Origin of the sequence: Megasphaera hutchinsoni, assembly GCF_001553405.1 — a bacterium.
Taxonomy (GTDB): domain Bacteria; phylum Bacillota; class Negativicutes; order Veillonellales; family Megasphaeraceae; genus Megasphaera; species Megasphaera hutchinsoni.
In genome coordinates this window covers 14,807-22,296 of the sequence record NZ_KQ960946.1, presented here as the reverse complement: position 1 = coordinate 22,296, position 7,490 = coordinate 14,807, and the positions used below count along the sequence as shown (strand labels likewise).

Genomic DNA, 7,490 nt, shown 5'->3' with positions numbered 1-7,490 from the left:
GGCTTTCATTTTAGTCAAATCAGTTGGCAATTTTATATTGGAAAGTCCGGTAATGACCCTATTTTCTCCATCTACGGTAATACTATCAGTACTACCATCTTTACCGAAGGTCATTTTCTTGATATTTTCGATAGTCTTCGCATTGCCGTCTATCTTCATCGGAGTCGTCTTATCTTTACTGTCAAAGGTAATGCTTTCCAAGTCAGAAAGATTCTTCGCCAAACGAATCTTTATCTTCGCATTTGTTCCGTCTGCTTCATCAGCAATAGATTCTACGCCAATGTTATTATCAGTCAAGTTAGTGATGGTTTCGCCTTTTCTATCGATTTTAGCGCCACCTACGATATTTACTTGCTTATTCAATTTAACGCCAATAGCATTGCCATCATCGCCTTTGAACTTCAACCCATCATTCATGGTGGCTACTTCGTTCACATGGTTGCCTTCTTTAACGATAATACGGGTTTCGCCATCCTTACCGTCAAGTCCTACTTTACTATCTCCAGTGGTAATAGTAACCGCATTTTTACCATCTTTACCATTCATGCCGATGGATCCGTCTTTACCGTTCAATACAACCGAGCTACCATCTTTGCCATTTGTTCCAATTGTACCGTCTTTACCAGAAATAGTAACGCTATTCGACTTACCATCAGCACCTTTTGGTCCTTGAATGCCGATTTCACCGTTCTTACCGTTAATAGTAACTTTTTCGCCGTCTTTACCGTTGACAGTGACTTTACCGTCCTTGCCATTTTCTCCGGATGTACCAACGGAAACGTCATCTTGTAAGGAGTAGATAATCTTCTTACCATCGCGTGTAATAGCAAGGCCGTTTCCGGCATCAAAACCGAAGGCATCTTTGTCATCTGCCCCTAAACCTACGTTAAATTTATCGGTATTATCTTTAATATATACATCAAAGCCTTGGTTTGTCTTGTACAATTGACTGCCGTTGACAGCGTCTTTACTAGTTTCAGTGACACTACCAGCACCTACATTAGTAATAATGGTGCCAGTAGTTTTATCACCTTCCAAGGTAATGGAATTTTTATTAACCTTATTTTCCGGTGTTTTATCATATTTAACTGCATACTCTTCAAACTTAGTGTCGGCCTTATCTAAATCAGATTTCTTCGCTACATCTTTAATCGTTACCGTATCTTTATTTTTCGGATGTTTAATATCTTGTACGGTCAATACAACTTCGCCATCATCCTTCACACTATATTTCTTATCTGTGGCAGTTTCATCTTGTACCAATCGGTAATCGGCACTGTCATCGATATTCTTTCCAATTTTAGACAACACTTCTTTCAATTGTCCTTGGCTTGCTGCTTGATCATCTTTTAGATCTTTCAAATCTGTCGGCAAGGTCTTGTTGGAAAGTCCCGTAATAACTTTCTTTTCACCGTCCATAATTAAACTATCTGTACTATCCGCTACGCCGAATACCATTTTTTTAATACGACTGATTGTTTTGTTCGTGCCATCAATTTTCATTGGTGCTTCTGCATCACCTAATGTAATGGTATCGAGGCCTTGAATATTTTTTGCCAACCGAAGTGTTAATGCTTTCTTCCCATCAGCGATGACACCGATGTTATTGTCTTGACTTAATTTAGTAGTATCATTGATACCACCGGCGACAGTAAGTTGTTCATTTAATTTCAACTTGTCTTCAGTGCCAGCGTCGCCCATGAATTTCATACCATCGTTCATGGTTGCGAGTTCATGTACCTTTGTCCCTTCTTTAACCACAAGACGAGTCGTACCATCTTGGCCATCAACACCAACAGTACCATTTTGTGTGGTAATGCTTACTGCATTCGTACCATTTTTACCATTCATGCCGATAGAGCCATCTTGGCCATTCAATGTAACGTTACTACCGTCTTTGCCGGTAACGCCCATCTTGCCGTCTTTGCCATTAAGGGTAATCGTATTTTTTTGATTATTATCGTCAGTCTTACCTTCAATAGTGGTGATACCATTCTTTCCATCAATAGTGACAGAGGCGCCCGGCTTACCATCTTCACCTTTGCCTTTAGCAACAACGGTTCCGTCACCGTTCATCACAACAGTCGCACCATCTTTACCTTTAATGCCTACAGTGCCATCTTTGCCGTTCATCGTAATCGTATTCTTTTTACTTTCACCATCTTTGGCACTTTCAATGGTCACATTGCCATCTTTACCGTTAATGGCAACGGTTTCACCCTCTTTACCATGTACAGTAAGAGATCCATCCTTACCATCTTGGCCTTCTTTACCGACAGCCAAATCATCCTTCAAGGCATAGGTAATCTGTTTGCCATCTTTGTTTTTGGAAACAGTAAGGTTGTTACCTGCCAAGAAGCCAAAGGCATCATTTTTCTTTTCATCACCTAATTGTACAGTGAACTTGTTGTCAGCTTCATCGTTATTAACATACACATCGAATCCGCGTTGTGTCGATTTTTCAAAGGCTTCTAATTGTCCCTGTGTCGCCGCTTGTGATCTGTCAAATGTAGCATCTCGTTTATCTTTTGGAATCCATTTCGTATTGGACAAGCCCTTGATAACCTTATTTTCACCGTCCATGATCATACTATTTTGACTATCCGGTGCGCCGAATGTCACTTTCTTGATGTTAGAAATAGATTGATTAGTACCATCAATTTTCATCGACGTGCCGTCTTTTCCGAATGTAATTGTTTCCAAATCGGTTAAATTCTTAGCCAATTTCACATTCATTACATTTTCTTGCGTATTGACAGTGACCCCGATATTATTATCACTCAACTTAGTTGTGTCTGCGCCGCCCTTGATGGAAATATTCTGATTCGAACCGCGATGAAGGACATTCTTATCCTTTTCATGGTCATCATTTTCGCCCCATGTAGAATCATCTCCGGCGAAATGGAGCGGACGTGTCAATTGATATAATTGACTACCATTCACTGCGTCAGTGCTTGTGGCTGCCACCAATCCGGAAGCTACATTTTGAATACGGCGTTCATTTCCTTTTGCGCCCACTGTGACAACACCTACCGGTTTGGTACCTGCAAAGGCATAGCCATAAATGGAATCTTTCGTATAGTCTTTATTCGTAGCAGATAGTGTTTCATCTTCGTTGTATGCAGCATTATCGCCCAAATATACAGACTTATCCAGCGTAGTCGTAATATGGTTACCTAAGACTTGCACGTAATCATTATGTACTTTGTTGTTATTCCCCATGACCTGTGCGTCTTTAACCGCTTCCGAAACCTCTTTAGGTATGTCTTGACCTTCAGTCCCCTGTTCTGTGATATTTTTAATGATTCTAACCTCGTTAGCATTACCTATAATCTGTGTTCGATTTGCCGCTATCTTACTATTCGCATTACCCATAATTTGAGCATTAACTGTCACTCCCTCTACTTGCTCGTTTCTATACCCGAAAAGAAGAGACTGTGTTCCTGCTATATCACTATTTTCATCGCCGATAACAGAGAGTTTTTCACCACCAATAGTTTTATTCTTATTACCTAGAACGTGACCACTCTTCGTAGAAATCTTCGTATTACTATTCCCTAAAATTTGTGCCTGCGCCGCAGAAATAGACGAGTTTTCATTACCGATGAGTTGTGTATCTTCTGCTGCTGCTGTAACCTCTTTATTCTTATTCCCTAAAACGGTATTGCGGTTCCCCGTAATGTTATTATTTTCATTACCGATAACGCGTTGATCTTCGCCGGACACATTCGTATTGGTAAAGCCGATAACATGAGTTTTCTTGCCGGTAATAGTGGCATTGAAACTACCCAACACTTGTTGATTAGTGCCGGCAATCGCCTTATTCGAGAAACCGATAACATGACCATTTTCAGTAGTAACACCGGTATTGGCATTACCGAATACATTGGAACCCTCTCCAGCGACCTGTTTATTTTCATTGCCGAATACATTCGCACCGTTTCCGGAAATCTCCGTATTCGTATTACCGATAACTGCTAAATTAGAACCACTTACCTCATTACCTTCACCCAAGGTTTTTACAGAATTACCACTGATTTTGTTTTCATTGCCCAAAGTGGTTGTATTATTACCTGTAATCGTATTGGTAGCACCTAATACACCGGAAAGCGTATTACTATTCGTTAATTTATTGTTACTCCCTACAAGGAATGTGGATGTGGTTTCTACTAATTCATTCGTACTACCGGTAACAAAGGAATTATTAGTTCTTGTTAACTTATTATAATTACCTACAATGTGATTATCTTGACCGCGCTCAATCCCCTGGTACTCCGTTTCTCCGTCTAATCCTTTAAGCGTCTTAAATTTAGACACCATGGTATTCTGATTACCGAGAACGGTAGAATTTTCATCGGTAATACCTAATTCTAAGGGTCTTGCAATACTATCCAATACATTTTTACGATCATCATCTGCCAAATTCATGTTGTCATTCCCGATGACATATGTATTATCTCCGGACACACCATTACGCGTACCCATTGTGCCAGATTCTCTGCCCAATGCCGTATTGTGATTACCGATAGCTATCGCTTTATCACGAAGACTCCATGATTCATGCCCCAGAGCTATGCCTTCCGCTTGATGAGCTTCTGCCAAATGCCCGATAGCAATGCCATTTTCACCATAAACAGTAGCTAAATACCCCATGGACAGAGCATAATCTACCCCTTTATTGTTTACTCCTTCTTTTTGATATTTTTTTCTCGTCATCGCCCGAGTACCGATGGCCATACTATAATTGCCTTCTGTCTGTGCACCTGCACCAATGGCTACATTATAACGATAGTTAGAAAATGCTTGCGTCATAATCGGCTGTACTTCTTCAGTCGTGCCTTCTAACTGCGATTTATCCCCCTCATGCCAATAACCTGTACCAATAGCCAAACTACCGTCGCCTTGTGCTTGAACATAATTACCCATAGCGGCACTATTTTTAGCACTTGCCACTGCAGCTATACCAAAGGCTACCGAATTTTCACCCGTAGCACCTTCATTGGCGAAATTGCCCTTTGGCGTTAATGAATGAGTAGAAAAATAATGACCCATTCCTTTTTCTGTATATTCTTTAAGTTGTGCTAGGTTAACGGCATCACCCGCATGCACACCCTTTGCCACATTGTGAATGGCCGTACCTGTTTTTTCATCCCCCGGCTGTAACGTAATGCTAGGCGTTCCGCCAATTAATGCCGGATCATAATGAATTCCCGACTTAAACGCATCTCCCTGTGCTTTTACATTAATATCATTAATTGCCTGTTGAATTCCTGCTTGCAATTGTCCCAGGGTAACCGCATCATTATCATCCACCGCATCTGCCACATTCGTCACCCGCCGAAGAACATGATCTCCCTTACTGCCCACAGAAACAACCTTTTGTTCCGCCGTTGAATTTGTATAACGGGCATGTTTATCTTTCACATCTTGTTCTTCCGCAATTGAGCCTGAACCAATCGCCACATTTCCAGCCATTGCCTTAGCTCCAGTACCTAAGGCTAAGGAACTTTCCCCTCTCGCAACAGCATTAAACCCAAAAGCCTCTGAACCATTGCCCAATGCTTGTGCTTGATAACCTACGGCAGTACCGTTGTTAGCTGCTAATGATTCACTCCCGATAGCCGTAGATTGAACCAAACGAATTGCTTCTGAATCTTCAGCAATACGTGGAATTTTCATTTTCTTTTCCTTAGGATGTGCCGGATCCACCTCGGTTCCCGGAACCGGTTCCTCTTCATCTTGATTCGGCTGCGTCACCGCTTTTCTGAAATTTGCATGATAGCCGATAGAAACGTTCTTACCCATGGATTCTTCACGTTTCCCGATAATATTTCTGCCGGCTTCAGATCCGATGGAAATATTGTAATTGCTCTGTACATTACCGCCACTCTTATAGCCAATAGCAATATTTTCCAACCCTTCCAAATTGTTACCGGCTTGATTACCGATAATAACATGCGAAGCTGCCAACGGAATCGTACCGGTCTTTTTCATGCCAAGACCGGCCTGATTACCAATAGAAATAGTGGAATCAGACATACTCTGTGCGTTATGACCGATAGCGATCCCGTCAATACCGCTACCAAGCCCATCAATTTTCATTTCTCCATCCATAGCGGGCGGATCGATATATTCTCCTACCTGTGCACCTTGACCGATAGCAAGACTCCCTGTCATAAGCGATTTGGCACTATGTCCCAATGCCATCGTTTCTTCTGCATAAGTCTGACTTTCTGCCCCGATAGCAATGGCATTCTTATTAGTAGATACAATATTAGCAGCATTACCGATGGCAATGGCACCTTCAGACTGTTCAAGAATCTTCGCCTTTGTACCGATGGCGATGGTATTACCATTTTCCTTTTCATCAATTTTTACGCCATTACCGATACCAATGGAGTTTTCACCACCTGCTGTAAGGCGCCCTTCTTCTCCGCCAGCGGCAATCCCAATCGAACCTGCACCTGAAGTTGTGCTCACACCGATGGCCATAGAATCAGCACCTGTTGGATTTGCATCGTGCTTATTATCCATGCTAGTACGGAAATATCTAAATCCCAATTGACCAGTTTCACCAAGATCTAAGCCTAAATTTTTCTGCCCGGCCTGCTGTCCGGCTACTCTTTTATTAATAAACTCTTCAAGTTTCTTGAAATTAGCATCTGTTTTCTGCTGATTGTTAGCCACCGTCTGATTTGTTGCATTAATTTCTCCCTGCAAAGTTCTTTGTACACCGGAAATCTGACCTGACAATGCTGTCTTTGCATCGCCTACGTCTTTATTTATTTTACTCGTCAAATCCGTTTTAGCTTGATTCAAATTTTGGTTGGTGGTATCAATCTTTCCTTGCAAATCATTTTTGACTGTTGTTAACGCAGTATCGGCATCTTTTTTATTGTCGCCAATTACCTTTTCCAAATCAGATTTAGTCGTATCAATCTTACTGGACAATTCACTTTTTGCTGAATTTAACGCAGTATTAGCCGCGTCTTTATTGTCGCTAATTGTCTTGTTTAATTCTTTTTTAGCTGTTGTCAACGCATTATCTGCCGCTTCTTTATTGTCGCTAACGGTCTGTCTAAGATTTTTTATATCATCTTTATTCTGTTTGATATCTTTTTCGTTTTGTGATACACGACCTTCTAAGGCCTCATTAGTTTTACCAATTTCTTCTTGTGCTTTCTTTATTTTATCTTCTAAATCAGTCTTGGCTGTACCAATATCTGTAGTGATTTTACTTTCCAAAGCAGATTTAGTGGTGTTAATCTTATTAGATAATTCATCTTTTGTATCGGTAATTGTCTTATTTAACTCAGTTTTAGCCTCCTTTAGTGCATTTTCAGCAGCTGTTTTATTGTCACCAATGGTCTTATTTAATTCTTTTTTAGCTGCTTGTAACGCAGTATTGGCCGCTTCTTTATTATCGCTAACGGTCTGTCTAAGATTTTTTATATCTTCTTTATTCTGTTTGATATCTTTTTCGTTTTGTG

1 protein-coding gene is annotated in these 7,490 nt (G+C 40.8%); it reads right to left on the bottom strand.

Annotation, left to right across the window (positions count from 1 at the left end):
• The coding region (locus tag HMPREF3182_RS03940; protein WP_062485588.1) for a hypothetical protein at positions 1 to 7,490 on the bottom strand (7,490 nt) is incomplete at both ends.